We start from the raw sequence: 21,756 nt of genomic DNA, 5'->3' as shown, positions 1-21,756 counted from the left end.
CTATAAGGTCAGAAACTTAAGAACCACGTTAGTGAGCTTTTCAAACCCACCAACTTCGTCAAATAAATCCTCACCCGTTATGGGCGAGCCAGCAGTGTTATCCCAAACCACGTTATAACTGGTGCCTTCATAGGCCAACGTGAAGGCGGTTAACGTAGTGGCGGCATGGGCTTTTAGTTGTTCAAACTCAGTGCGCAGCATCCATCCCGATTTGGTGCCTAACTCCATGGCAATACCGGCAGGGATAATGGTTTGCTGCACCAATGGCGCGCCGTTTAAGGCGCGCTTCATGCTGGCCGCCACGCGGGGCGTGTTGTCGCGGTTTAGCCACAGCAAATCCACCGCGATATCGATGCTATCGATGGTTGTCATAGGGACCTTTGATTAAATGGGGCGAATAACAGGATTGGCTAACCGCCAACAGATTGCAGACGTTTGATCTCGTTCATCAATTCAGTGACGAGGCTGCGCTTCATTTGAGCGTTAAAGGTGCTATTGCCAACCTGCAGTTGCAGCACTTGCATATCTGAAGTGTTAGCCACAGATTGCGTGCTGGTTTGGGTATTGGCTTGCGTGTTAACGGTAGCGGTTGCTTGAGTTTGAGCCGCAGCCTTAGCCGTTGCAGCACTGGCTTCGGCTTGCTTCTTCGCCTCTGCGGCACTTTGCTTATCGGCTGCTTGCTGGGTTTTAATTTCAGCGGTGCGGAACTCATAAACTTGCTTTAGCGTTCGCTCTGCCTCGTGCAAATCGGCAATAAGCTGCTTATCGCCTGTGCGTTCTGCAGCGGCGAGTTGTTCTTTAAGATCGGCAACTTGTTCTTGATAGCGGCGTTTTTCTATTTCATCTTGACGGCCAAGGTAGCCATCAAGCTCATCCTGCAACGACTTAAGCGTGGACTCGGCACTATCGCGCAGAGAGTCCATGCGCTGTTTGGCGCTGTCCAGTGCGGAAGTGAGCAAAGACATATCTTGATCATTCACCAGATCAAGCGCTTTAGTTGCCCGTGTTGCGCTGTTGATAATACTGAGATTTGCTTTATCAGTATTATCGAGTGCATCCACTAGATTAAGCAGTTCAAGCTTTTGGCGGTAATAAGCGCGTTCGGCAACCTTGCCGGCTTTCTCGGTTTCAAGTGCCCAGGTGCGAAGCCCGACAAAATCAACCGTTTTAGCCAACGTGTTATCAAGCTCATAGATAACACCCGTTAAACGCTCTATTTCGTTTTCGACTTGGCCAAGATCACCAAACTCCTTTTTCACGTTCTGCACACCATAAACAATGGTGTTGAAGTAACGCGCAGCACCATCACTTAAAGCTTTAACGTTGTCATACACGGCGGTACCAATATCGGCAAAATATTGGGCAATAGACTGCAAGCCCACTCCTGCTTGCTCTGCTGACTTAACAACAGTATCCATAGTATTAGATATGGTGGTGCCGATTTCTGTAGAACCTTTTTTTACATTATCAGCCGTTTGTTGAGTGTTATCACCTAGGCCAGATTGCGCATCTTTTAAACGCTTATACTGTTCAATAAGCGTATCAAGATCTTTGCCTAACCCTAACGCTGCGGCTTGTTGACGAATACTGGCATCAACTTGCTCATCACTTGCCGCCGCAGCTTGAATCGCAACTTTGGCATATTCAAGGAAGGCTTTATTAAGATCTTCAGTAGAAGCTTCACCATCCTTTGCTTTTTGCACCATAGTTTCAAAGGTTTCTTTAGCCGCCTTTTCTTGTGCTTTTAAACCTTCGACCGTTTTTCTTGTCGCAGCAGTATGTGCCAACTCTAAATCTTTAGTGGTGACCTTTTGTCCTTTTTGCGCTTCTTTTACAGCATCGGTAGCTTTTTCAAGTTTTACTTGTGCAGACTTATAGTCCTCAACTGAAGCTTGCCCACGAGAAAAAGCAACCCGAACACCCGCGAGCTCACGCTCTGCCGTTTCGCGCTGTTCAATCAAACCATTAATGGTGATGTTTTTAAGATTTTCGGTAGAAGTAGCAAGTCCATCTTGCTTTTGTTTTAACTCGTCCTGTACTTGCCCAAGTCGAAGCGTAGAGTTTTCAAGCGCAATCTGGGCGGCATCAAGCTCGGCAACAGTCGTAGTGCCAACACTTTGCAAGTCGCTATAATGCTTTTTAGCCGCTTTGGTTCGTTCTTCCCATGTGAGCACTAAAGCCGCAGTACGTTCAACATCTGCTTGAGCATCATTAACGTTTTGTTGCTGTAACTCCCTTTTTAAATCCAGCTCTGTCTTTATAGACTCTTTAACTTTTACAGAATCTTCAGCTTGCTTTTTAGCAAGTTCATCGGCGGTTAATAATGCATCAGCCTGCGCTTTTGAAAGCTCTTGAGTCGCTTTACTCGCATCATCTTGTGCATTTTTATATTGTTCAGCAGAGGCTTTACCCGTGATAAATGCTTCACGTACTTTTGTTAATGCCTCTTGAGCTAACTGATTTTGTTCCTCTTTTAAAACTTGTGTCGCAAAGCCAAGTTTAGTATTTGCATCAGCCAAGCCTGTCGTTGTTTTTTCCTGCGCAGATTGCGCATCACTCAAACCTTTTAATGTATCAACCAGTAATTTTTGCGCAGTTGCTACATCTTCAGCAGAAGACTTACCCGCATTACGCACTGCATTAAAATGATCTTCTGCAGCAGTTTTGCGAGATAACCACAACTCAATCTCTTTTTTGGCTCGCTCATTTTCCAATTCAGCCGCTTGTTTTTCTACTTCACGAGCAGTAGCTTGCAGACTCATCTGCTCTAAAATAGCTGACTGAATTATATTTGAATTTTTAACTTGAGTTTCTGCAGTCTTATCTGAGTCCTGCCGAATATCAAACCCCATCTGCTTAAGAGATGCTGCAACGTCTTTTGAGTCTTGTTCGACTTGGTTAATTAAACCTTTGGATATTGAAAGAAACCCATCTGCAACCGACTGAAAGAAATTTGATAACTTATTGTCGCCAAAAACACTAAGTATTTTAGCCATTAACTGAGGGAATAATGACAGTAAACCCGCAGAAGCCGCCCCAATAAGCGAAAAACCAGCAGTAATTCCATTGAATACTAACCTGATACTGCCCGCCACCACATTAAGCCCAGTAGCAAAGGCAGTAATGTTTTCCAACATGCCTTTAAGGCTTTCGCCACCATCCTTTAGAATGCTGGAAAAGAAATCGCTGATATCCTGCGCGGCTTGTTTTATTTTTCCGTTCTTATTTAATTCATCAAACTTAGTATTGAGGTCTTTAAGTAGATCAACAGCAACTTGATAAGCCCCAGAATCAGCAATGATCTGCTTAAACTCAGTCCATTTATTCGAAATTAAATTAATCTGACCGCCAAGGCGTTCAAGACTCAGCGCAGCTTGACCATTGGCTTGCTTGCCCATTTCGTCAAACAGTTGCTGCATCACATCACGGCCAAGCTTTCCAGCCTCACTCAACTTGCTTAACTCGAGCGTATTTTTACCTGTGACTTTTTGCAGTAAATCCCACACGGGCACGCCGCGTTCTACCAACTGCAGGATTTCTTCACCTTGAAATTTTTGTTTAGCCCACGCTTGGCCGACCGCAAGAATAATGCCCTCTAAATCCTCCTGACTACCGCCAAGCTTAGCGTTGTAATCAACCATCGATTGCAAGGCCCCATTCATGGGGTCGATGCCAAAGGTCTTTAACTTAGCAAAGGCAAGTTTGGCACCTTCTAACTCGGTACCTGTGCGGTTAGCAAAATCCTTAATCCACGCCGTTGCTTGCTCACCTGCAGCAATGCTGCCCATCATGGCCGTCATTTGGGCGCTAAAGGCTTTGGCTTTATCGCCTGCAGTGAGGATAGATTTTAAACTTTCCCAAAGCCTATCGACACCAACATACGCGCCAGCCATAGCAATGATCGAACCCGTAGCGGCTTTGATGCTACCGCCAAAATCACTTGATGATTTTTTGCTTTCATCGAGCAATTTATTGTGGCGAGCAAGCTTATCGTTTACGCCCTTAAGCGCGATTTCAGCGGCGGCTTGCTGGGTCTTTAAGTCTTTGCTGGCATCAGCCAGCTTGTTCATATCAATACCGGCTTTATTCAGCACGGTTTGCTGTTTGTCTAACTCCGCCTTATTGCGGCCAAGGCTAGAGCCGAGTTGATTTAACTCAGTGCGCGCGCCTTTAACCTTGAGCGCATATTCGGCCTTACTACGACTCGCTTTTTCTACTTCATCACCGAGCTTATCCAGTCCAATACACTCTTGATCGAGTTCAGTGGCTAGCTTACTAGCACTATTGGCAGTATTGGTTTGTGCAGTTTCAAGCAGTTGTAGATCATCCTTTGCTTTGGATAACGCCTGTGCTTGTTCTTTACTGGCCTGCGCGCCTTTATCTTGCGTTGCGGTTAAGCGCTCAACCTCTGCGCGAGCGGTAGCAAGCTGAGCATCGTATTGACTTAGCTCCGCAACGGTTTGGCTATACTGAGTTTCCAGTTTACTGGTTGAGGTTGCCGCCTCTTTTTGCGCCTGCTCGAGCTTTTTTGCCTCAGCGGTGGCTTGCTTTTGCTCTTGCTTTAATTTATCCAGCGCTTGAGCATTATCAACATAATTACGCTCGCCTTTTTTAATGGCTGCACTTAATGAATCAATGGCTTTTATCGCTTCTTGCTGCTGCTTGAGCTCATCAAGCTGCTCGTTGAGCTTTTCGCTTTCGCGCCCCAACTCCTGCAAGGCTTGCTCAGACTTTTTCGCCTCTGAGGAAAACAGATCTTTGCCTTGAATGATTAAATTAATCACTTGGTCTTTAAAGCTCATTTATTATCCTCATATCGTAAAAATAAAACACCCGCGCACGAAAACGGCTGTGATCGAAATGTCTCGACCACAACCAATTAGTTTGTAAACTCAGGGATTAGGTGGGTTGGATAAGGCACGTAATGGTGGCCGTTTCCTTGTGGCGGTAGTGCGAACCTTGTTCAGCCCACCGCTTTAAATCAGTTAACTGATAAGTAAAATTGACAAACGCGCCTAGGCGGGGCGATACTGTTTCGGCATTGGCAAAATCCAATGCCGGGATTCGTACCCCGCTGTATCTAGGCGCAATTGTCGCCAGCCTATCGTGCTGGTTTTTTATTGCGTGACTCGGCGCACCACTTCTATGGTGAGCTGGGTGAGGCAGCCATTTGGCTGGCCGCTTCCTAGATGCGGTAGTACGAACCTTGCTCAGCTCATCACCCAATGATTCGTACCATTTGGTGATGATTACTCACGATATCTAGGAGTGACACCCATGAACCTACAACAGTCTAAAAACACCCCCACACAACTGGTATTCATTAACGGCCAGCAAACCATTACTAGCTCGCTGATCGTTGCCGATTATTTTGGCAAAATGCATAAAAATGTTTTGCGTAAAATTGAAGAAATCCTTGTTGAGGCTCCCAGTGATTTTACGTCAGCTCATTTTCGAGCTAACGTGCAAAATCAACAGGTTGGCACCAGTCAGCGCGATTTAAAGTGTTACCAAATGACCAAAGATGGTTTTATGTTTTTAGTCATGGGATTTACGGGTGCCAAAGCCGCCGAACTGAAGATCAACTTCATTAATGCCTTTAACGAAGCCCAAGCCCGCCTCTCCCGCACCCAAAGCCCGTTTGAACGTCAACGCATGTTATTTACATGGGAAGGCGGTAAGATTGTCAGCTCGCAGCCCATCGATGATGATCAGTTTGTCACTCGGCGCGATAAGCTGGTCAACTATATCCGCGAACCACGCTTTTTATCCCTTGAGCAGTTAATCGAAATTAGCGAAGCCGCTAACCAACAAATCGCCTGTATCGCGCGTATTGGCCGCGAGCAAGCACGACTAGGGTAAAGTGACAGTTAAACGCCCATAAAAAATGGCTACCGTTTGGTAGCCATTTTTTGTTTGCACTGTTGTCTGACTTAGCAGTATTGCTAACTCATTAAGATCTCTACGCCCTGTTTTTTGACGATATTTAGCAACTTTAATGCGGGGCCATCGGGATGACGTTTACCTTGCTCCCACTTTTGCACGCTTGATAACGATACATTTAAATATTGTGCAAACACAGGCTGGCTTACCTTGTTACTCGTACGCAACTCTTTTATGTCAGCGGCAGAAAACTCTGCTAGCTCAGGTAAGCAAAGCGCGTCAAACTTGCGCATGGTTTCTGGCGGCATGAGACCAGATGCATGTAACCCTTGGGCGGTATTATGTAATGACTTAAGTAAGCGGCTCATTTCTTATTACCTCGTATAACTCTTTATCTTTTATTGCTTTAGCTAACTGAGTGTTGTTGTAACTCATTAATAATTTAGCTAATTCTAACAGCACAGCTTTTTCGGTTTTAGTAATATTATCGCGTTCATTTTTAGCAAAACCAAACATGTAAAAAGCTTTATCTTCAGAGCGAAACGCAATCAATGTACGAAAACCACTACGCTTACCTTGATTTAATCTGGGTACCCGTTTTTTTACGACACTGCCACCCAAGTTTGCATCAATTAAACCACGATCCATTTCGTCCACTGCAGCTAATAAAGCGGCATCTTCAAGGCCTTCATCATTTGCCCATGATGTAAATTCTGCGGTTTTAAATATGCGCCCCACTCTTGTTCCTAAGTGTAGTACTGTGTCCTATGTTTTCAATGGTAACACTGGGCTATTTTCTGTGCAAGCAACAGTGCAAGTAGGGTAAGCAAGCTCAATTGCATGAGCTTGCTGTTACATTACTTATGCTGCGCTACGGACGAAGAACTTAGACTTACCCGTGGCAACGATTGAGCTGTCAGCGAGTACAGCACCTTCAATATCGAAGCTACCGTAATCGGTACCGATCAAGTCTAAGCCTGATGTGGGTGTGGGCTTCCACTTATAAAACTTCAGCATCCACGGTTTACCGGTTGAGTCGTTAATACCATCAACAACCACACTGACCGTTTTGCCAGATTCCGTTAATGCCTGCAACGCATTACCCGCTTGGCTGGTGTAGCCAATGGTTAATGTTTGGCCTGCTGTAATGGCGCCAGTCGATAACGCGCGGATACCTGCGGCACTGACAACATAATCTTCATCAAGTACATAAGTCACATCACCCGCTTCATTTTTAACAACAGGGGCGATACTGGTATCAATCATTTTTGCGGTTTGCGCTAAGCCATCGAGCACAACGATAATTTTTTCATCTGCAACGGGTGTTGCAGTTAATACATCAATCTTACCGCGCATAGCTAGCGCTAAGTTCTCGTTGTTAAAATCGTAAAAGGTCGCACTTAATTTTACGGATTTAATCAAAGTGACTTCATCGGCATAACCTCCGCCACCACGGTAGTTGGGCAAGGATTTGGTTTCTTGTTCGATAGCGAGCTTTACGCCGCTCACGTTGCCACAGTCACGGCCATCGATATAGACGATCGCTGAGCCGATGTAACTTTCGGTTACTATTTCACTCATAGTGAGTCTCCAAATTTAACGGTATTAACAAGGGATAGGGTGAACACCGCTAGGCCGTGTTCTTCATGGGCTTCGGGCATGATGTACTTGCAGGGTTCTGTCTCTTTAAAGCTGATTACCGAGGGCAACCAGCTAGGTTTTTCAGGGAAGCGTTCATCTTTATAGAATGCACTTCGGATAGCGCGCACGAGGTTGATTAGCTCACTGGTTGGTTGCGGATTTTTAGCGAGTTTTACGCCAGCAACCACTTGCAGCACCAGATCATCCTTATATTTATCGATGCCATTTTTAGCGTCAAAGGCATCGGTATACGGCTGCAAAAAGATGAATTTGCTTTCTTTGGCAATGGACTGCACATAAAAACCTTCACGTACAGTGGCGCCGTCAACCAGCCCGAGGCGGTCTAAGATTGCTTGGATCATTGGGGTTGTCTCTTAGTTAACGGCTAGCGTGGTGGCCGTAGCGTTCGCGTAGATGCTTAATAATTGGTGGCTCAATATCTTCTTCCACGCCTCTGAAAGCTTGTAAGACAGAAGGGCCATATTTAGCCTTAATCCCTTTATCTTTGGCTTGTTTAAAGGTGCGCCACTTTTCGCCTCGATGACGCTCGTACATTACAAAATTGCCATTTCTACCTATAAAGGTAAAAGTGCCTTTAAACCAGTGTGGTTCATTGCGCAACGAACGGATGATGTGACCATCAGCTCTTGACCTCCCATTTTTACCTATCCGTTTTTTGCCTGAAGCAAAGCGGGTTAAGGAACTCGAGCGGTAACGGGCTGTAACGAAACCCTTTAAATTTCGAGGGTCTACACTGTAGCTAATCAAGTTTTCTACATAGCTTTTTGAATTGAAACCATACTTGTTGAAGATCGCATCGACTGTCGCCTTTTCACCAAACTTAACTGCGTCCTCAATTGCCCTATTAATTGCTGGCGCTTGTGCGGTACGAATGCGGTTAAGTTCCTTTGTTACTGCCTCCATGCCTTCAATCTTTATGCGTGCCATTGGCTAGGCCTCAAGCGGAATATAGATAAAGGTCACGCTGACCGAATCCATGCTTACCCGTTGGGTGAGGCGTCCTTGCTGGGCGCTAATGCCCTCACCTATCGCAAACTCATCACCTGAATTTACCGCCCCTTCGGATTGTAAAAACTCGGCACGACTGATTAGCTCGGGGACATATTCATTAGACGAGGCCGCAATTTCAGCGCCGTTATCATCCAAACTCACCAGACGAGTAAATGGCGCGGAGCCATCGCTTGGGGTAAAAAGGCACGGATCAGCCAAACGCTGAAACAGCCGCACCATTTTACCCCGCACGCGTTCGGCAAAGTGTTTGCCAACGTTAGGCATTGATCTTCACCCAGACGCTGGTAGATGGATTTGCCGCAGCAGCCCATACTTTGCCAGCTAAGGTATTGCCCGTGGCGAGTGATGTGATTTCATTAGCGGTGTCGTCCCAATACACGGCGGCGCCAACTGCTAGCACATCTGTGGATTTTTTAGGGAGTTCAAACACGCCTTCAGTTACACCTGTACCTTCGGTATCTGCGGCAATGGCGCCAATCGCCACAACTAACAATGTGGCCAGTAATACCGCTTCACCACTGGCAACTGCGGCGGTAGGCGTAAAGCTAATGGTCTTGCCATCTTGTACATAATTTTTCATGAGAGTGTTCCTGCTTAAAAACAAAACTGAATAAAAAAGGGCTATCGTTTGATAGCCCATTTATGTCGGTTTAGCGCTGTTTACACGCCTGTTGATTTCACCAAGCCACGGTAATCGAGCGGTGCAACACCCGCGTCGATACGCACTTTGGTGGCGACGCCGTCGATAGTGAAGCCCTGTTGCTGCTCAATGTAAGGCGTGTCGATGCCATCAAGGTAAGCCACCTCAATGGTGTCGCGGCCTTGACCCGCAGAAAGGAACCACTGAACCGCGCTGTTATCATCTAAACGAGGCTCAGCAATCACTTCGGCAAAGTTTTGGATTGGGTTAGCAATACCTGAATTCACATCGGCACCTTTAACAGAACTGGACTTAATGATCTGGTTAAACGTGGTTTCAAGCGCTACAGGGCACAGTACAAACTCAGGGCGAATATTCAGGTGGCGATTACCCGATTTTTGCTTACGCATTAACATGCGATTGGCATCGAGAGCCGCCACACTTGGCGCACCGGAACCTAAGTTGCCGTGTTCATTATGGAACAGCGTTTTGCCATCAGCCATTGCGGGGTTTTTGGTTAATACCGCATATACCAAATCGCCAATGGTGCCTTTGGCGGCAAAGCCCATTTTCATTGGAATATCAGTCAACATACTCATATCGTCGTTGATAATGGCCTGACGAGTAATGCTGAACAACTCGCCATAGGTAGCCAGCGCGATTTGTTGTGCATGGTCGCCGACGGTGACGTACTTGTATTCCGCACCTTCACGTACTTGGCGCAGGCTATTAAAGTCACCAAGGCCGATACGTTTGGCGATATTAAAGTTGCCTAACTGGCCTTTCTTGGTCCAACGCTCGAAGGTTTCTTCGGCGGTTTCCCAGCCCATTAACACTGATTTATTAGCTACATCTAACAGGATATTGCCAAAGTCGCTTGAGCTGTGGGTAAAGGCTAAGCCGACCATCTCCATTTTGTTAAATCCAGCGCAACCAATGCCGCGATCCAACAGTGAAGCGCGTGCCAACTCAAGCATGGAGTAGCTCGAATAGTTGTTGCTAGCTTCAGCTTTTGTATGGCCGGAACGCGCCATTAACTGAGCACGAATTGAATCACCCACGATGTTACCGTTGCTGGCATGAATAATGACACTTTTAGGCTGCACGGCGCACGGCGTAGTGTTCTCACCCAGCTTTGCCAAGATCATGTCTTTGGCTTTATCAGCATTGATGTTGGCATCGGCAATACACTGATTACGTAACTCGGCTAACTCAGGAAAGAAAGCAAATGCCGCATTGATACCGTTCATACGCTCAGTATTAAACGCAATCGCAGCCGCTTGAATAGCAGTGGTATCAGGTTGTGTTGCTGCAGGCGCAGGCAACTGAGCATTAGGTGCTGCTGGTGCTGGCACGAGTGGGTTGGGAGCACTGTTACCCTGCGGTGCAAACAGGTTTTTGAGAGCTTCAGGCATATTAGTAAAATCCTTAAGACGTTTTGAATTAAGTGATGCCGCCATTTGCAGCGGATCGGTGAGGGTGTTGGCAAAACCTTTTTCCACTGCTTCGCGCCCAGTTAGCCAAGTTTCAGCGGCTAACAGAGCGTGGAGTTCATCTTCTGACAAGCCTGTTTTGTGTTGGTAGGCGCCCACTAAATTGCCTTCAACCTTATCGAGCAAGTCGGCGTATTTGCGCATATCTTCGGCATCACCGAGAGTTCCGCCCCAAGGCTTATGCACCATCATCATGGCGTTTTCAGGCATGATGACTTCATCAAAAGCCATGGCAATCACACTGGCCATCGAAGCTGCAAGGCCATCGATGTAGCAAACTTTGTGCGCTGGGTGGCCTTTGATCATGTTGTAAATCGCCATGCCTTCGAATACATCGCCGCCTGGCGAATGAATACGGGCGGTAATGGTGCCCACTTTGCCTAGGGCCTGTAGATCACGGGCGAACTGTTGCGCACTAATGCCCCAGCCGCCAATCTCGTCATAGATCATTAACTCGGCATTACCGTTTTGGGCTTTGAGGCTATACCAGCTATTGGCGGGTTTATTACTCTGGTTCAGCGTTGCGACGGGCACGCTCAGCGCTCCGCTTGGCAGCATTGCGCTTAGCATTGCTGATGCTATTAGGGTCTTTTTCACTGTTAGGATCTCCTAGCGAGGGGTCGGGGTCATTGGCCGTGACCATGTTGTTTTCGCGGTTGTAATCCACCTCACGCTTACGCTGGCGTTTTACTTCTGCAGGATTACGGCCACGGGCGCGAGTCCAATCGGCCTCGGTTGCGACGTTGGCAGCGATCATCATTTCCCAGCCTTCGGCCTCTTTGCGTGGGTCTATCCATGGCATGGTGGGCCCGTAGTACACGGCATCAAATAAGGTGCGCATGTCGAGATCAGGCGGTAGCACTAATGGGTCCTGCTTGTTGTGCATTTCCATTTTGAGAAAATTGCGGAACACAGGCCGCGACCAGCCAGCACAAAACCACTGCTGCATAATTCGGTTGGATTCGTCTTGCTCAACTAGCTCTTGGCGCTGGCTTGAATAACTGCCGTTGTAGTCACGGGCAATGCTGGAATAGCTGCCACGGGTACCGGCTGCGGCGGCTTTTAATTGGCCGTTACGAAAATCAACTAAGTGCACATTAGGCCGATTGGATTCAATCATGCCAACATCTTCACCGGGCTTGAGATCATCGAAGGTCATGCCAGGTGCAATGGGGATTTCGCGGCTTGACGATTCACCACTTGAGTCAGGAACAAACATGGCGGCATCGCCGCGCTTGATGTAAAACGCCAGCGCGGCCGCAATCCGAGCGGCTACTCGCTCAGATTCTTCATAGTCTTTGATATCGCCAAGGCGGGTTAAAATGCCGTGGAATAACGAAGCGCCACGCAGCTGGTGCAAGCGTTTAAATAAGCCTAAGTGCATCATGCTCGATGCGGGTATCACTTTGGTTTTGTAGCGAAAGCCGACTTGATCCGCAGGGTGATCGAGCAATACGTGATAGTTAACCACTTGACCCCAGCCGTTAACCTCAAGCCCTTGCCGTACCCGCTTTGCTGGTTCGTTTAACTCGTAGGGGATAAAGTCGGCCTCTAACGCTTCAATACTGTATTGAGTGCCTTGCTCGTTGGGGTGGCCGAACTTAGCCACTTTACCCATCACATGCTGGCCGAACACATCACCATCACGCAGGGCGCTACGTAACACTAAACGCTCTAATTCAGGGCGACTAAAGCGGCCCGTAACGTCACACTTAAGCGACCAAGCACCGAAACGGCGTTGAATATCGTTAGCTAAGTCATCAAGGATTTCACCGCTAATACTGCGCGGCTGCGGTTCAACCACAATCCCTTGGGCACCGATCACCCGTTCTTCCATCCGGTCGAGAATGCCGATACTGAGATCATGATTTTCGTCTAACCAGCGCGCTTGCTCACGCAGGCTTTTACCTGCTGCAAATACCGCTTGGTTAGCGCCGCGACTTTCCTTTTTAGCGCGATGCGTGCGGCTTGGGCTGGCGGCTTCATACCCTTTCAGGTTGCGGTAGCTCATTGCGGCCGCTTCACGCTGTAATGCTAAACGCGGGGCAAATATCGCCAGCGCATCATTGATAATGCTCATGTGTTGCTCCGACTTATATTTTTAGAAGTGCCTTATTAATGCGGCTTGATTAGTTAAAGCTGGCTAACTTGACGCCACCCTGTGGGCGGCTAAAGGCATTTAAACGGCGCTCCCACTCAAGCCGACCTTTGCGGATTTCGCCTAGGTCCTCGGTGGTCATTGTTTTGCCGTTGATCGTGGTTTGCTTGCCTGCTAACACATCAAGCTCGGCCTGAAAGTACGCATCGATCATCTGTTGGCATTGGGTTTGGGTCATGCTGTTATCCTTGGCTTTATGGCATTGACTACAGCCAGCCGCCAGAGCTGCCACCACCGCCACCGTTTAGGTACGCAGCATTTGCATTGGCCTGTTTTGCGGCTTTGGGTTTTGGTTCTTTGGGTTGGTCGCTTGATATGGCGATCGGGGTAACTTGTGAAAGCTTGTCGAGATTGATGCCGAATTTTTCTATCGCGATATACAACGCGGCCAAGGCGTAAACGAAACAATCTAACGCCTCGTTGCGGCGCTTTTGGTTGTCCCATTTATAGATGATCCGCCCGTTTTGGCGCACCGGCACCTTGCGTTCGCTGGTGAGCTGTTGCAGCTCAACGTCATCACATACCGCTTCGTTTAACGGGAAGTGAATTGCACCAGGCTTACGCACATCAACATCAGGGGCAATTCGCAACATCGACATCAACAGCTCTTTGGCGTTGTCGGTACCGACCTCCGTTAAGTAAACTCCTTTGGCGGTTCGCTTACGGGGGAAGTTGGCGATCGGCTTGCCGTAAACGTTGGCACCTTTAATGGGTATCACCCGCATCAGCCCAAGTTTTTTACTCATACTGTAGACTTCATCGGTGTAGTTACCGCCTGAGTCCCAACATGTTGTCCCGATATTAAGTATTACCCCATCGGCACGGCTATAGCTTTTAGCGATACGCTCAGCCACTTTGTCTGTTAATACTTGGCTTGCTGGTTCGCCGTATAAAATAAAGCGGTCGATTAATGCCGCCTCTTTACCCGCGCCCCAGCCCCAAATGCGGCCTTCGTAACGGTCGTCTTGGGTATCTATACCTGCCGTTAAATACACCACCCAGTTAGGCACTTTGCCACTGGGGTACATTTCGCGGCGCTTTGCTAAATCTTCCCACTCTAAGCGCTCGCCGTTGTCGTTATCCCACGGTTGGCCTAGCTTAGTGTTGACGAAAGTCTGCAGCTTTTCTTTATCGCCTTTGGCTTTAAAGAACTCAGTAACCAGTTTTGCCCAGCTGTTGAGCGAGTTATAGGCCGACCAGATATGAATCGAGATATTGGGCGGCGTGGTGATGTCGTTTCCGTCGGCATCATAAAAGTCTAAAAAGTCTTTAGTGCGGATGCCGGTGTTTTCGCATATCCAAATCGCACTTGGGTGCAGCTCCATATCATCGAGCTGATTGTTTTCGATACAGCAACCACAGTGCTCACACAGATAATAGGCTGTGCTTGGATCGTGCTCACCCTTGGCATTTTTATGCCACTTAATCCCAAAGGCTTCTTCGGGGCCGCCCCACTTTAAATCCTGCAGTTCGTCGCAGTGTGGGCAAGGTAAGTTGAACCTAAAATAGTGCGGTGATTCGCTGCAGGCTTTTTCAATCTGGCAGGTACCGAGCACTTTAGGCGTTGAACCGCGGATCGACTTAGGAAACATCGACAGTTCGATACGAGTATCACCAAGCGATGTGGCGTTACCTTCGTGCTCGATGGATTCATCAAAACCCGCTAGCTCATCGTAGATCACATCATCGGTGGAGATTTCGCGATAGTTAGCTGCAGCGGTACCACCGCGCACCATCAGCGTTTTGCCGTTGGTGAAAATCTTATCTTCTAGCGTGCTGTCTTTATGCTTGCGCCCCATCCAAGGCGCAAGCGATCGCCACACAGGGATATCACGAATCGCCGTTTCAACGTGCTTTTTCATGAAGGTTTTGGCTTGACCATCACGAGGCTGATAGATCAACACGTTGCGCTTTTTGTGTTCAATCTTGTAAGCAGCGTTAGCCATCAGCATTTTGGTGTAACCGACACGCGCTGACTTCATTAAGTTAAGCGTGCTGATTTGGTCATTACCCATGGCATTAAGAATGCCAATTTGAAACGGTAAACTTTCCCACTTACCCTCGGTGTAAGAGGACTCCGACGACATGTAAAAGTGCTCGTCGGCATATTCAGAACAGGTGAGCATCGGTGGGCGATAGAACGAACGCAGCCCAGCAGCAACGGCAGCTTTCAGATTTTTAATCTGCGCGGCCGATATACTCATCTAATAAACCCTCAATGCCCTCCGCAAGATCGGCGGCGGTGTTTTGGCTTTTAATCACCTCCGCTTTGATAGCGTCGATTGTGCGTTCTGGAATGTCGGGGAATTTGCGTTTTACCCGTATGTGTATTTGATCGAGCACTGGGGCAATTTGCGCAGCAATGCGATTTAGCACAAAGGTAGCAAAATTAACTTCGACCACTTCTTTGAGGTCTTTTTCGTTTTTAATCTCCTGCCCAACTGCTTGGGCTCGGATTAAGCGCCAGCGTTCGTAGTCCATATCTGGCTTATCGGGATCATCTTCATCGGGTTTAGTGATGGTTTTTTTACGCTCGTTGGCAAGTCTGTTACCCACCACATCGGCCATTTTGTATAAACACACGCGACCGAGCTTGCTGTGCACTGGCACGTCCCACTTATCAAACGCTTGGGTGCTGATCTCAAGGCTTTTGCATAGGTCGGTTTTACTCAGTAGAACAGGCTCGGGTGGTGATGGTTGAATGCGTGCCATGGTGTTCATCTACCTGTTTTAACAGTGCTGCTTTCAGCTGCATCTCCGCTCGGTGTAACTCTTGGGCGCGTAGTTCGTCCTTATCTGTTTGACGTTGCTCACGGCGGCGGCGAAATTCTTGATAAGCAATGTTGGCCAAAAAAGTGAGGAAGGCGAGTAATACGCCAATTAACATCGCCACTTTATCCATAGTAAAGGCACCTCCCAATGTGCTCATTAGTGACGATATATAGGCACTCAACGTAAACCCTTTTTGGGTGGCAACATCATTAATGTATGGATTGTTCATGCTGTTTTTCCGTTCGCCATGTTTCGATGTTATGCAAATCGGTATCGCATTTGGTGATCACGGCTAAAAGTTGAATGATGCAATCGGGCAGATCGGCATTAGCGTCTGAGCTACATTCGGCTGGCAGGCACTGGCTCATTAATGATTGCGGCGGTAACACATATTGGGTCTGCTTGGTGACTACGGTGCGCGCAATAGGCGGCGTGTTTGAGCAGCCGCTTAACATCATCAGGCACAGCAGTATTAGCCCAACTTCGGGTTTGTTCATTGGCTGAGGTCCTTAGTTTTTTAATGGCGGCTCGCTGATCGGCAAGCTGGCGATCAATCTCGGCCTTGGCTTTAGCGGCTTTTTCATTGAGCGCTAAGGCAAAGGCGTAATCCTTATCTAGCCTGTCACGTTCAATTACCTGCGCTTGCAGTTCATCGGTAACAACCGTGAGATCATCTTGCAGCATGCGCTGGTTAACGGCGGCCGTTTCAAGCTGCGAGTTTTTTAACGCGAGGTCAGCTTTAACGGCGGTGAGGCTTAAGCCAAGTAGCGTTATCACGATGATGAGCGCAGCAATGAAATACAGGTGCAGCGTGCCAGTAGCATTAATGATTTTATTCCACATATAAATCCTTTAAGCAGATTGATTGCTCTTTTGCGCGGCGTTCGACTAAGCCAGGTAACTTGATATCACGCGCATAGACAAACCCATTACAGCCCTTTTTTCCGCAGGCTTCGGTGAGTTGGTGACAAGCGGCCACCCGTTCGCCGCGCAGTAACAGCTTGCGCAAGGTGGAGGTTTGAAAGTTACCCGCGCCAAAGTTATAAATCAGACTGAGATAAGCAGCGTGTTCACCTTCGGTAAGTTGCACCGGATACGTTAGCCGCCGCAGCTGCCGATCGGCTTTACCTAAATCCTTGGCGAACATTTCAATGCATTGCTGCTCGCTAAAAAACTGGTTTAGCTCAAGCTCGGGGTCAGTGTGGCCAAAGCAAGCAGTGATAACTTCCACCGGATCAAGATAGGTGTGCAGAACGGGCTCGCCGTTCGGCGCTTCAGCGGGGGCAATCAAATTAGCCCCCGCCAGTGCGACAGCAGAAGAAAGCCCCAGTGCCATGAGCTTTTGCTTTAATGACATAGGTCAGTCTCCTTTAAAATGAGGTTAGCCTTAGCGCGGCCAACGGTTAGATCAACGGTGAGGTAGCCGCCTCTAACAGCTGATGTTTTTAGTGTCTTTCAACGTCCGTAGCGGCAATGTCGAACACCACGGCAACACATACCCACCACGACCACCATTGCAGCGACCGCTTTTTTTCAGCGGGGGTTAGCTAACGAACAGCTATTTGGATGTTTGCGAACAAGAAATGGCGACAAATAAAAAGGGCCCCTAAAAGGAGCCCTTGGCAGAGAAATAACGTGCGACTGAATAAACATAACCTTAGCAAGCGTATACAAATGTACTCGATTTTAAGGGGCTTGAAAGCGCCAAAAGTGTCGCTAAAAGCGACAAAAGTGTCGTTTCGGAATTTGTAAATATGTGATACGTGAAAACTTAATCACAGAGGATTTATCGTTTTACTTATCACTTAAGTGATTTGAGTGATAAAAGCATTTAGCTGAATTTACATTTTACTTATCACTTAACTGATTTAGCTATTTTCAGCGGTAGGCAACACGAACCATGAGAACCATATTCCCAACGCCAAGAAAATGGTCATCACGTAAAAAATTCAGATAAGGGGAAACAGGATGATCGAAGGATCAAAAAACGATCTGACAAAGTTGTTATATTCGGCGGCAAAAATGACCATCAAACATCACTAGGCACACACTTAATAAAATTAAGATAAATCAAAATGATAGGTTAACATTTTGTTACTTGAATTTCTTTAGATTTTAGGGGGCTCATAAAACAACAACCAACCTCCCCAAAATTCTCATATGTAGTGAAGCATTGCGCGTCACCGCCCCCGCAGTGAAGGCAGCCAGAAGGACCCGTGATGATAACAGGTCGCATCTAGCCCTGATGATAACCATTCTCACTTGCTCAAGCCGCGCCTAACCTATTGACAAAGATGATATTTCACAACCAAACAACTCGTCGCGATAGTACTTGAGTTCCGCTATCGACTCCCGAATATCGGCTAAGGCTTCATGCTGATACTGCTTAGCCTTAATCGCATTACGCTCAACCTCAGGCGCCCAAGCTCTAGCTGCGAGCCCTAGTGCTGATATGTCTAGCTGCCTGTAATGCATGTACTCATGAAGCTCAGGCATTTGGCACATGATAAACGAACGATCAAACATGATTGAGTTACCCGCAAACACCACACCAGTCTTAGCTTTACGGTCATGCTTAGGTATTCCCAGTGCTTTCAGGTGTTCGAGTACCATCTGCTCAGCCTGTGCTAACGATACTGATGAGGCACGAACAGCAGCTAACAACCCACTCTTGGTATGCACATCTATCGCCCACTCATGTGACCTTGCAATGTGTTCATCGTCTTGATGCACAACAATGTGCAGCGCTTCACCCACTTGGTTTAACTCACTATCAGTCACGATAAAGGCCAGCTCAAAGATAGGGTAATACTCCATACCCAGCATCCCATTGTCTAAGCGGCCGTTCAGCCCACCCGTTTCTAAATCACCAAACAAAAAGAATTGCTCCATCACCCACCTCACTTTGCTAATTGAATCTCTGCTCTTCTCAACCAATACACATACGACTTCTTGCTATCGAACCCCATCAATGCCCACTGGCCTTTGCACACGTAACAGGTGCGAATCGCCCGAATACAGTTTGGCGATAACCGCTCAATCATCCTATCGAACTGGACCACCTGCTTAGGAACGCTCAACTCCCTAACCAACGCACATCCATAAACTTGCACCTCACCTAACTTATCGCAAGCACTGCGATTAGTGAAACCTTTACCGAGTTCTTGGAACGCCCAATAACGCCCCCAGGCATTGAGCCCAGCACGAAGGGCTTTCATGTTAATAACCTGCTCTTGCGCATCACATACTCGCATTAGCCACCTCCGTGATCTGGTCTATCGATAAATGAAATACATCATCCACAATTGAGCGAAGGTGGTTATAAGGCACGTTACTCTTGCCATTCTCCCAACGCTGATACGTTCGGCGGCTTATCCCGTAAAACGCCGCCACTTCGTCCTGAGAAAGCCCCTTGATCGCCCTGCCTGTTTTTAGAATTTTTGCAGCTGGATGACTCATAAAACCACCTTAATTTGTGCCATTGCATACTCTTGTAAGGCTGATGCAACGATCATCACAGCCACCCACTCGCACCAAGGGTTTGAGCACTCCCAACATTCTCAGACGATCTAGGGATTATCTCGGGCGCAACCTCACTAAAACCGAGCGAAATTAAATGCGCGTGATACGCATCAAGCGCACTCAACATGCCCTTATCCAAAGTCGAATGAACATAGGTACGCAAAAGCACAGGCAAGGCATGATTAAGCAACCGCTCACCCACCATAGTATCCACACCCATGTCTTGGATAATCGTCCGGCAAAGCTTGCGCAAATCATGCGAGGTAAACTCCTTAAACCGAATCGTCTCACTCCAATAATGCGCAGTACGCTGGCTAATAGCGCCAACATCACCCGCAAACAAAAACGCCCGCTTACCCACATTTTTAAGCTGCCACTGCAAATAATGCTGAATCAACGCCTTAGCCGTAGGGGTTAACGGTAGCCGGTGCTCTTGGCGGTTCTTCGCATTCGCCGCAGGAATAAACCAAAACTCACCCGCAAAATGCTCCCATCGTGCCAAACGGGTTTCACCAATGCGCGTGCCAAACATCAGCATCAACATAAACAACATCGCCACCGGCATAAATGCATCACGCAACGCCACAAACAACGGGCCTAAGTCCGACTCCATCAAGCGCGTATCAGGCTTAGGTGATAAGGTTAAACTCATCGTCACTCGATACCCCATCAGAGGATTAAGCAATAACAACCTAAAATCCGCCGCCAAACTCAACGCCCGCTTAAGCACATTCACACTCAAACGAATATAATGCGGCGCATAACCCTCATTCAGCATCAGCTTCACCAACGCACTATCCACCACCAAAAACGACAACTCAGCCAAGGCCACATCCCCCAACTTAGGCAACAACTGCTTACGCATAATCGACCTACAGTTATCGCGCCAGCTCGGGCTTAACGTCGTATTACCATCCAAATAATCCCCATACCACAACAGCAAATCAGTCACAGTCGCAAACTCACCGCGCAACACATCCGCGCCCGCACTACGCTTAGCCAGCATCACAGGTAAATCCGCTAAAAACGTCTTAATACACATGCTCGGCCACACGCCTTGCTTCTTCCAAACCGTCTTATCCCCCTCATTGATCACCAAATGCACACTCGCCTTCGTCCTATCCGCCGTCGCCCGTAAACGCAGCTCAGGAAACTGCGGGTCTCTAAAATCCCGCGTCAAACCGCCACGTAACCAACGGCGCAGCGCAGCATCGTTCAACTTACCTACCTCAACCCCGCTAGCAGCCATCGTTTGCCCCCTTAAGCCCTAGGTTTGCCCGTAAATTGGCAATAATCGATTTCGCCTTTGCCGCCTCAGTCGGCCGCGTCACCGTTTCAGGTAATGCCTTTGGCAACTCAACATCGGTCAACTCGCCACGGCTAAAGCGCCGACATAACACTTTGTAATTGCGCTCAAAGGTCATCAACACATCCTTTTCGAGCCCAGTCGCAAACATCCAACTGCCCGTTTCACGCACTGCTAGGCGCACCACATCATGGCTCCACGAATGCTTGTCAGGGTGATGGTAATGGCGCGCAGCCTCCTTAAACGCGGCTTCCAGCTTAGGCAGCCCCAAATCACAGGCAGTGGGTTGGCACCAAAGCGCAAACTGGCGCGGTGTCGGCCAAAACTGCCTATCGCCCTGCTCGCGTCTAGCGCGATTCAGCCCCGCTTGCACTTGCTCGCGGCTCGCAATTCCCTGCGCAGCCAAAGTTTTAAGCCACTCGCCTTTGTGGGTCGCTTCGTCCTCAGGCCGTGGCGCACTCACAGGGAACAACACCCGCAACTTGCTAAACACGCTGTCCACAATCGCCATATCCATTGCCGTCGGCTCAGGTTGCGTCACCCGCGCGCCCTGCCCAACCAGCGGCTGGCGGATTAAGGTCTGCAGTGATTTCATGCTCGTATTTTGCTTGGCAGTCATATCAAAGGATCCTCAGGGTCATACACCGCATGGCGCCAATCCACTTGCCCAACGGCGGCGGCCATCGGTCTTGGCAACGGTGTTAGCCAATGGCGTTCGCGGATAAATTTGGTAATGCCGAGCACAAACTGGCCGTTCGCACTAAAGCCCCAACTCGCATCCAACGCCGCAGCCTCCTTCAACCACGTCACCGCCAACACGCAATCGGCATCGGTCAGCTTTTCGGCCTTCCACGCTTTCCACGCAGCCGAATCCGACCCGCCTTTGCGATGGGCGGGATAGGCTTTAAAAAACGCATTGAAAACCGACTTAGCACTCGTTGCTGGACAACTATCTTTTAAAGATTCATTGATAGGTTCAAAAGAGTGATAGATTCCGGTGCTATCTGGTGGCACAGGGGGTGTGCTATCTGGTGGCATACCTATGCTATCTGGTGGCACCCCTTCGGTGCTATCTGCTAGCACAGGGGGTGCTACCTCGTAGCAGATTGAAATCGTGTAAATATTGGTTAAATTTCCCTTAGGTCCCTTACGATTTTTAATCGACACAAAACCCATATCAACCAAGGCCGCAATATGCTTTCTCACAGTGCTATGACCAATCTCGCACTGATCTGCAATATGCTGATGGCTCGGCCAACACTCACCATTATCGTTTGCGTTGTCGGCCAGCTTAATCAACACCAGCTTA

General features: G+C 48.2%; 25 protein-coding genes. 1 reads left to right on the top strand and 24 read right to left on the bottom strand.

Annotated elements, in window-relative coordinates; all coding sequences use genetic code 11:
- Positions 1–372, bottom strand: a complete 372-nt coding sequence (locus tag FW758_RS14725) for a hypothetical protein (protein WP_446445782.1) — start codon at positions 370–372, stop codon at positions 1–3.
- 38 nt (positions 373–410) lie between these two features.
- Entirely contained in the window at positions 411–4,802 is a 4,392-nt protein-coding gene (locus FW758_RS14720; RefSeq protein ID WP_446445781.1) for a tape measure protein, read from the bottom strand.
- A gap of 475 nt (positions 4,803–5,277) precedes the next feature.
- On the opposite strand from FW758_RS14720, the gene FW758_RS14715 reads away from it, so the two are divergent.
- Positions 5,278–5,862, top strand: coding sequence for a Rha family transcriptional regulator (locus FW758_RS14715; protein WP_446445780.1), 585 nt, complete (start codon positions 5,278–5,280; stop codon positions 5,860–5,862).
- Between the two features lie 83 nt (positions 5,863–5,945).
- Here the strand turns inward: FW758_RS14715 and FW758_RS14710 are convergent, their stop codons facing one another.
- From FW758_RS14710 to FW758_RS14605, 22 genes are all read right to left on the bottom strand, one after another.
- Positions 5,946–6,251: a helix-turn-helix domain-containing protein gene (locus FW758_RS14710; RefSeq protein WP_012088290.1), complete on the bottom strand. Its 306-nt coding sequence runs from the start codon at positions 6,249–6,251 to the stop codon at positions 5,946–5,948.
- Positions 6,235–6,621, bottom strand: a complete 387-nt coding sequence (locus tag FW758_RS14705) for a type II toxin-antitoxin system RelE/ParE family toxin (protein WP_012088289.1) — start codon at positions 6,619–6,621, stop codon at positions 6,235–6,237. The genes FW758_RS14710 and FW758_RS14705 overlap by 17 nt, the downstream gene beginning before the upstream one ends.
- A 123-nt stretch (positions 6,622–6,744) precedes the next feature.
- Positions 6,745–7,464 carry a phage tail tube protein gene (locus tag FW758_RS14700; RefSeq protein WP_012088288.1) on the bottom strand — a complete coding sequence of 240 codons (720 nt, stop codon included), beginning with the start codon at positions 7,462–7,464 and terminating at the stop codon, positions 6,745–6,747.
- Entirely contained in the window at positions 7,461–7,886 is a 426-nt protein-coding gene (locus tag FW758_RS14695) for a hypothetical protein (protein WP_105251452.1), read from the bottom strand. The genes FW758_RS14700 and FW758_RS14695 overlap by 4 nt, the downstream gene beginning before the upstream one ends.
- A gap of 16 nt (positions 7,887–7,902) precedes the next feature.
- Positions 7,903–8,472, bottom strand: coding sequence for a hypothetical protein (locus tag FW758_RS14690; protein ID WP_220592019.1), 570 nt, complete (start codon positions 8,470–8,472; stop codon positions 7,903–7,905).
- Between the two features lie 3 nt (positions 8,473–8,475).
- Positions 8,476–8,820 carry a hypothetical protein gene (locus FW758_RS14685; RefSeq protein ID WP_220592018.1) on the bottom strand — a complete coding sequence of 115 codons (345 nt, stop codon included), beginning with the start codon at positions 8,818–8,820 and terminating at the stop codon, positions 8,476–8,478.
- Positions 8,813–9,136, bottom strand: coding sequence for a DUF2190 family protein (locus tag FW758_RS14680; protein WP_012196684.1), 324 nt, complete (start codon positions 9,134–9,136; stop codon positions 8,813–8,815). The genes FW758_RS14685 and FW758_RS14680 overlap by 8 nt, the downstream gene beginning before the upstream one ends.
- An 80-nt stretch (positions 9,137–9,216) precedes the next feature.
- Complete coding sequence (locus tag FW758_RS14675) at positions 9,217–11,286, bottom strand: ClpP-like prohead protease/major capsid protein fusion protein (protein WP_446445779.1); 2,070 nt, start codon at positions 11,284–11,286, stop codon at positions 9,217–9,219.
- Positions 11,195–12,769, bottom strand: a complete 1,575-nt coding sequence (locus tag FW758_RS14670) for a phage portal protein (RefSeq protein WP_342900764.1) — start codon at positions 12,767–12,769, stop codon at positions 11,195–11,197. The genes FW758_RS14675 and FW758_RS14670 overlap by 92 nt, the downstream gene beginning before the upstream one ends.
- 49 nt (positions 12,770–12,818) lie before the next feature.
- Positions 12,819–13,025 carry a hypothetical protein gene (locus FW758_RS14665; protein WP_106649468.1) on the bottom strand — a complete coding sequence of 69 codons (207 nt, stop codon included), beginning with the start codon at positions 13,023–13,025 and terminating at the stop codon, positions 12,819–12,821.
- Positions 13,026–13,053: 28 nt separating this feature from the next.
- Entirely contained in the window at positions 13,054–15,051 is a 1,998-nt protein-coding gene (locus FW758_RS14660) for a phage terminase large subunit family protein (protein WP_446445778.1), read from the bottom strand.
- A complete protein-coding gene (locus FW758_RS14655) occupies positions 15,026–15,559 on the bottom strand; it encodes a terminase small subunit (protein ID WP_012088279.1) in 534 nt (177 codons plus the stop codon). The genes FW758_RS14660 and FW758_RS14655 overlap by 26 nt, the downstream gene beginning before the upstream one ends.
- Positions 15,513–15,848 carry an HP1 family phage holin gene (locus FW758_RS14650; protein WP_012088278.1) on the bottom strand — a complete coding sequence of 112 codons (336 nt, stop codon included), beginning with the start codon at positions 15,846–15,848 and terminating at the stop codon, positions 15,513–15,515. The genes FW758_RS14655 and FW758_RS14650 overlap by 47 nt, the downstream gene beginning before the upstream one ends.
- Entirely contained in the window at positions 15,829–16,074 is a 246-nt protein-coding gene (gene lysC, locus FW758_RS14645; RefSeq protein WP_367870022.1) for an Rz1-like lysis system protein LysC, read from the bottom strand. The genes FW758_RS14650 and lysC overlap by 20 nt, the downstream gene beginning before the upstream one ends.
- On the bottom strand, positions 15,959–16,462 hold the full coding sequence (locus FW758_RS14640) for a hypothetical protein (protein WP_446445777.1): 504 nt from the start codon (positions 16,460–16,462) through the stop codon (positions 15,959–15,961). The genes lysC and FW758_RS14640 overlap by 116 nt, the downstream gene beginning before the upstream one ends.
- Positions 16,452–16,976 carry a lysozyme gene (locus FW758_RS14635; protein ID WP_446445776.1) on the bottom strand — a complete coding sequence of 175 codons (525 nt, stop codon included), beginning with the start codon at positions 16,974–16,976 and terminating at the stop codon, positions 16,452–16,454. The genes FW758_RS14640 and FW758_RS14635 overlap by 11 nt, the downstream gene beginning before the upstream one ends.
- A gap of 920 nt (positions 16,977–17,896) precedes the next feature.
- Positions 17,897–18,511, bottom strand: a complete 615-nt coding sequence (gene orn, locus FW758_RS14630) for an oligoribonuclease (protein WP_105251440.1) — start codon at positions 18,509–18,511, stop codon at positions 17,897–17,899.
- Between the two features lie 8 nt (positions 18,512–18,519).
- The gene (locus FW758_RS14625) at positions 18,520–18,873 is read right to left on the bottom strand and encodes a hypothetical protein (RefSeq protein ID WP_012196674.1); all 354 of its coding nucleotides are present in this window, start codon (positions 18,871–18,873) and stop codon (positions 18,520–18,522) included.
- On the bottom strand, positions 18,860–19,078 hold the full coding sequence (locus tag FW758_RS14620) for a helix-turn-helix domain-containing protein (protein ID WP_011847783.1): 219 nt from the start codon (positions 19,076–19,078) through the stop codon (positions 18,860–18,862). The genes FW758_RS14625 and FW758_RS14620 overlap by 14 nt, the downstream gene beginning before the upstream one ends.
- Positions 19,079–19,133: 55 nt before the next feature.
- Positions 19,134–20,390: a tyrosine-type recombinase/integrase gene (locus FW758_RS14615; RefSeq protein ID WP_012088272.1), complete on the bottom strand. Its 1,257-nt coding sequence runs from the start codon at positions 20,388–20,390 to the stop codon at positions 19,134–19,136.
- Positions 20,380–21,066: a replication protein P gene (locus FW758_RS14610; RefSeq protein ID WP_446445775.1), complete on the bottom strand. Its 687-nt coding sequence runs from the start codon at positions 21,064–21,066 to the stop codon at positions 20,380–20,382. The genes FW758_RS14615 and FW758_RS14610 overlap by 11 nt, the downstream gene beginning before the upstream one ends.
- Positions 21,063–21,756 (bottom strand): helix-turn-helix domain-containing protein (locus FW758_RS14605; protein ID WP_446445774.1); only part of this gene is annotated, 694 nt, incomplete at its 5' end. The genes FW758_RS14610 and FW758_RS14605, both read right to left, overlap by 4 nt.

The organism is Shewanella sp. 1180_01, assembly GCF_052850535.1.
The sequence above is the reverse complement of the archived record's forward strand: the minus strand, read 5'-3'. Positions and strand labels throughout refer to the sequence as shown.

What these genes read in the sequence shown, in the direction of transcription:
- FW758_RS14655 (WP_012088279.1), bottom strand. Translation starts at nt 15,559, where the DNA reads ATGGCACGCATTCAACCATCACCACCCGAGCCTGTTCTACTGAGTAAA.
- FW758_RS14680 (WP_012196684.1), bottom strand. Translation starts at nt 9,136, where the DNA reads ATGAAAAATTATGTACAAGATGGCAAGACCATTAGCTTTACGCCTACC.
- FW758_RS14710 (WP_012088290.1), bottom strand. Translation starts at nt 6,251, where the DNA reads ATGAGCCGCTTACTTAAGTCATTACATAATACCGCCCAAGGGTTACAT.
- FW758_RS14690 (WP_220592019.1), bottom strand. Translation starts at nt 8,472, where the DNA reads ATGGCACGCATAAAGATTGAAGGCATGGAGGCAGTAACAAAGGAACTT.
- FW758_RS14725 (WP_446445782.1), bottom strand. Translation starts at nt 372, where the DNA reads ATGACAACCATCGATAGCATCGATATCGCGGTGGATTTGCTGTGGCTA.
- FW758_RS14620 (WP_011847783.1), bottom strand. Translation starts at nt 19,078, where the DNA reads ATGAGTCATCCAGCTGCAAAAATTCTAAAAACAGGCAGGGCGATCAAG.
- FW758_RS14670 (WP_342900764.1), bottom strand. Translation starts at nt 12,769, where the DNA reads ATGAGCATTATCAATGATGCGCTGGCGATATTTGCCCCGCGTTTAGCA.
- FW758_RS14695 (WP_105251452.1), bottom strand. Translation starts at nt 7,886, where the DNA reads ATGATCCAAGCAATCTTAGACCGCCTCGGGCTGGTTGACGGCGCCACT.
- FW758_RS14640 (WP_446445777.1), bottom strand. Translation starts at nt 16,462, where the DNA reads ATGTGGAATAAAATCATTAATGCTACTGGCACGCTGCACCTGTATTTC.
- FW758_RS14650 (WP_012088278.1), bottom strand. Translation starts at nt 15,848, where the DNA reads ATGAACAATCCATACATTAATGATGTTGCCACCCAAAAAGGGTTTACG.
- lysC (WP_367870022.1), bottom strand. Translation starts at nt 16,074, where the DNA reads ATGTTAAGCGGCTGCTCAAACACGCCGCCTATTGCGCGCACCGTAGTC.
- orn (WP_105251440.1), bottom strand. Translation starts at nt 18,511, where the DNA reads ATGGAGCAATTCTTTTTGTTTGGTGATTTAGAAACGGGTGGGCTGAAC.
- FW758_RS14715 (WP_446445780.1), top strand. Translation starts at nt 5,278, where the DNA reads ATGAACCTACAACAGTCTAAAAACACCCCCACACAACTGGTATTCATT.
- FW758_RS14625 (WP_012196674.1), bottom strand. Translation starts at nt 18,873, where the DNA reads ATGCGAGTATGTGATGCGCAAGAGCAGGTTATTAACATGAAAGCCCTT.
- FW758_RS14720 (WP_446445781.1), bottom strand. Translation starts at nt 4,802, where the DNA reads ATGAGCTTTAAAGACCAAGTGATTAATTTAATCATTCAAGGCAAAGAT.
- FW758_RS14665 (WP_106649468.1), bottom strand. Translation starts at nt 13,025, where the DNA reads ATGACCCAAACCCAATGCCAACAGATGATCGATGCGTACTTTCAGGCC.
- FW758_RS14635 (WP_446445776.1), bottom strand. Translation starts at nt 16,976, where the DNA reads ATGTCATTAAAGCAAAAGCTCATGGCACTGGGGCTTTCTTCTGCTGTC.
- FW758_RS14685 (WP_220592018.1), bottom strand. Translation starts at nt 8,820, where the DNA reads ATGCCTAACGTTGGCAAACACTTTGCCGAACGCGTGCGGGGTAAAATG.
- FW758_RS14615 (WP_012088272.1), bottom strand. Translation starts at nt 20,390, where the DNA reads ATGGCTGCTAGCGGGGTTGAGGTAGGTAAGTTGAACGATGCTGCGCTG.
- FW758_RS14660 (WP_446445778.1), bottom strand. Translation starts at nt 15,051, where the DNA reads ATGAGTATATCGGCCGCGCAGATTAAAAATCTGAAAGCTGCCGTTGCT.
- FW758_RS14700 (WP_012088288.1), bottom strand. Translation starts at nt 7,464, where the DNA reads ATGAGTGAAATAGTAACCGAAAGTTACATCGGCTCAGCGATCGTCTAT.
- FW758_RS14610 (WP_446445775.1), bottom strand. Translation starts at nt 21,066, where the DNA reads ATGACTGCCAAGCAAAATACGAGCATGAAATCACTGCAGACCTTAATC.